This is a genomic window from Chamaesiphon sp. VAR_69_metabat_338 (assembly GCF_031423935.1).
Classification (GTDB): Bacteria; Cyanobacteriota; Cyanobacteriia; order Cyanobacteriales; family Chamaesiphonaceae; genus Chamaesiphon.
On sequence record NZ_JANPGM010000546.1, the window covers coordinates 1 to 3289 of the forward strand.

Here is a 3289-nt window from a genome sequence, read left to right on the forward strand (position 1 = left end):
GGCGAACGGTTCTGCGTCCGTAACTCCGGTGTCAGTGCGTTCGTGGAATCGATCGGCGATCATGGTTGTGAATACATGACAGGCGGACAAGTGATCGTATTAGGTAAAACCGGACGCAATTTCGCGGCGGGGATGAGTGGCGGTGTTGCCTATATTCTCGACGAGCAGGGTGATTTCCCCACGCGCTGCAATACGCAGATGGTGGGTTTGGAAACTCTGAGTGATGCTGAAGAGATTGCGAAGTTGAAGGGTTCGATCTCCAAACACGCTCAATATACCAAGAGTCAGAAAGCGATCGCCGTGCTGGCGAATTGGGATCAGATGGTGCCGAAGTTCGTGAAGGTGATGCCGCGTGACTATAAACGGGTGCTGCAAGCGATTCAGAATGCGCTGGCTTCGGGGTTGAGTGGTGATGATGCGCTCAATGCCGCTTTTGAGGAAAATTCTCGTGATGTAGCGAGAATTGGGGGGAGTTAGGAATCGATATACAGCTATAGTCTCAGACAATTCTGGGTACTATAGCTGTATATATCACGACTGACTTTAATCATGGAAGCATCGACAACCATCAGAAAAATGATGGCAGGAAATAGAATAATTGTGCCATCTTATCAGCGTGCATATTCTTGGGAAACTCCAGGTGGGAATACGAATAGCAACACTCATACGGATGTTTTTCTGACAGATTTACAAGAATATAGCAAAAGTAAGGCGATTAGTGCTCATTATTTTGGTCATTTCCTGTTTGAAGAAAAGAAAGCAAGCTTTCATGTAATAGACGGACAACAACGACTGACAACCATAGTCATTTTCTTATCTGCGCTGTTCTCGAAATTGAGAACAATTAGAGATCTAGATGAAGATGAAGAGGTTTGCTATGAAGACATGGTAAAACGGCACAACACAATACGATTTTCTACAGTAGATTACGACAATCAATTATTCGTAGATTATGTGGTAAACAAAACGAAAATTGATAGAAATGGACTTGATACTGAATCAGCTTGTCGTATTGTAAAATGCTTTGATTTCTTCAGCGACAAAATATCTAATGGATCGGAAGAATATTTAAAAAAAATGCTTTCCGTTATTAGCGAATCAACTTGCACAACTCATTTAGTGAGGAACGAGTCTGAAGCTATTCAGATGTTTATATTCCAAAATAATAGAGGCAAGAAACCTTCTAGCTTGGAAATAGTGAAAGCTAAATTTATGTATCAAGTGCATTTATACGGAAATGACGAGAAATATATTCTGATCGAAGAAATCAAGAATCGTTTCGAGACAATCTACAAATCAATTTCGTTAATAGAATATAAGATTGGCGAAGATGACATCTTACTTTATACATTAAAAGTCTATTTTAATTCTCTTTGGGAAACTAATGTGTTAGATAAAATCGATAAGAAATTATCAGAAAATAACTCGATTAATTTCATCAAAGATTTCACGCAATCACTTTGCATGAGTTTTGAACATCTATCTACCTTTTTTGGCAAAGATGAACGCGAAAACTTTTCAATTCATTCTCTAGTAACGCTCGGAGGTATCGCAGGTATCACTATTGCGATTCCCTTTGTTATCAAAGCATATCAATTTGGGCTAGAATCTTCTGAAATAGGAAAGTTATGTGCAGCCTTAGAATGTTTAGTGCTTCGCAAACGTTTAATTGGAACTCGTGCTGATTTAACATCAAGGATCGATGATGTATTTGAGAAATTTACTGCATTAAATAAGGAAATAGCCCCGATTGTAGGTAAAGTAACTCTTCTAAAGTATTCAAATGATTCTCGATTGTGGTTCTGGAATAATGAGTCATTAGAACAATCTCTTCAAGGTGAATTAAATAATTCGATTGCAAAATATATTCTCTGGAAGTATGAGGTTTATTTAGAGAAAGAAGGTAAGAATGGCTATGCTCCTACACGATTCGATAGCATTGAAAAGCCTGAATTAGAGCATATCGCTCCGACAACTTCATCTCATTATGGTAGAGGCTATGATTGCTATTCTATGGATATAGGATATCAAGAGACATATATTAATTGCTTGGGTAATTATCTGTTATTGTCTAAATCACATAATTGTGCAATTGGAAACATTGCATTTTCAAAAAAGCGAGAAACATATATTCATAATAAACAGCAGAGAGAAATTCAACAGTTAGTTCCTGAAGATGGCGTATGGGGTAAAGAAGTAATTCAGAAGAGAAAAGAGAAAATTATTCGGTTTGTCTTGTCTCAATGCTAATAATTTGAGTGCTTGCGAGTTTGAGATCGATCGGTTTTAGTCTCGATCGATCTGTTGGTAACTTATAAATGACTTTAGCCGCTGTGGATGGTGCTTTCGATCTGAGATCGATCGGTTTTAGTCTCGATCGATCCTTGTTGCCTAAATGTGAGAATGGTAAAATTGAATCATATTCAATCTGCCCCATCACATCATGAGTACGATAGAATCGATCGTTCGGGAACTAGAGAAAATCCCCGAACCAATGCAACTGAGCCTTTTAGACTTTATCCGCTCCCTCGGTAGTAACTACCCAGTCGCAGCCACAACGCAGAATGAAGCTAAGTTAAACGACAAAAAACATTACCCCTTGCGCGGAATGTCAATTCAGATCGAGCCTGACTTTGATGCCCCAATGACCGATCTGTGGGCGGCTTTGGGTGAATGATTATTATTGACACCCATGTTTGGCTGTGGCTTTTACACGATCCGAATCAATTATCGAATGCTGCTAGAGAACAAATCGAGATTGAAGAAGCTCAAAATGGCATTTTGGTTTCAGCTATTTCGGTATGGGAGATAGCTGTAAAATCTAGTCTGGGTAAATTAGCATTACCATTATCGATCGATGATTGGTATGCTCTAGCCAAAAGTCATTCAGGGATAGTAATCGAGACACTAAATCCAGAAGACGCGATCGCCAGCACCCAATTACCTGGAGACTTTCACAAAGATCCTGCTGACAGAATTATTGTAGCAATGGCGAGAAGATATGATGTCCCGCTAATTACTTGCGATAACAATATTCTAAGATACCCTTATGTGAAAACAATTTGGTAAATATTAAGTTTGATCGATATGAGATCGATTCTCTTTCAGAGACGCTACGCGAACGGCTTTAGACTCGATCGATCTCAAGATCGGTAATTGACAACAAAGCTTTTAAATGGTATGATTATTTATCATACCGTTAGATTTCTGACCATCTATGGCAACTAACAAAGTCGCAATCACGATCGACTCAGATCTATTATCTAAAATAGATCTATTAGTCTCACAA

4 protein-coding genes and 1 pseudogene are annotated in these 3289 nt (G+C 38.8%); 4 read left to right on the forward strand and 1 reads right to left on the reverse strand.

Features of this window, described 5'->3' with window-relative positions; translation table 11 throughout:
• Together RMO84_RS15035 and RMO84_RS15040 are read left to right on the forward strand one after the other, a co-directional pair.
• Nucleotides 1-477: pseudogene (locus RMO84_RS15035) on the forward strand (glutamate synthase subunit alpha); the annotation flags it as partial.
• Between the two features lie 72 nt (nt 478-549).
• On the forward strand, nt 550-2250 hold the full coding sequence (locus tag RMO84_RS15040; RefSeq protein WP_310489256.1) for a DUF262 domain-containing HNH endonuclease family protein: 1701 nt from the start codon (nt 550-552) through the stop codon (nt 2248-2250).
• On the opposite strand, the gene RMO84_RS15045 is transcribed toward RMO84_RS15040, so the two are convergent.
• Nucleotides 2222-2437 carry a hypothetical protein gene (locus RMO84_RS15045; RefSeq protein WP_310489257.1) on the reverse strand — a complete coding sequence of 72 codons (216 nt, stop codon included), beginning with the start codon at nt 2435-2437 and terminating at the stop codon, nt 2222-2224. The genes RMO84_RS15040 and RMO84_RS15045 overlap by 29 nt on opposite strands.
• A gap of 6 nt (nt 2438-2443) precedes the next feature.
• Between RMO84_RS15045 and RMO84_RS15050 the strand changes: the two genes are divergently transcribed.
• Together RMO84_RS15050 and RMO84_RS15055 are read left to right on the forward strand one after the other, a co-directional pair.
• Nucleotides 2444-2677: a hypothetical protein gene (locus RMO84_RS15050; protein ID WP_310489258.1), complete on the forward strand. Its 234-nt coding sequence runs from the start codon at nt 2444-2446 to the stop codon at nt 2675-2677.
• The gene (locus RMO84_RS15055; RefSeq protein WP_310489259.1) at nt 2674-3069 is read left to right on the forward strand and encodes a type II toxin-antitoxin system VapC family toxin; all 396 of its coding nucleotides are present in this window, start codon (nt 2674-2676) and stop codon (nt 3067-3069) included. The genes RMO84_RS15050 and RMO84_RS15055 overlap by 4 nt, the downstream gene beginning before the upstream one ends.
• The last annotated feature ends 220 nt before the right edge of the window (nt 3070-3289 follow it).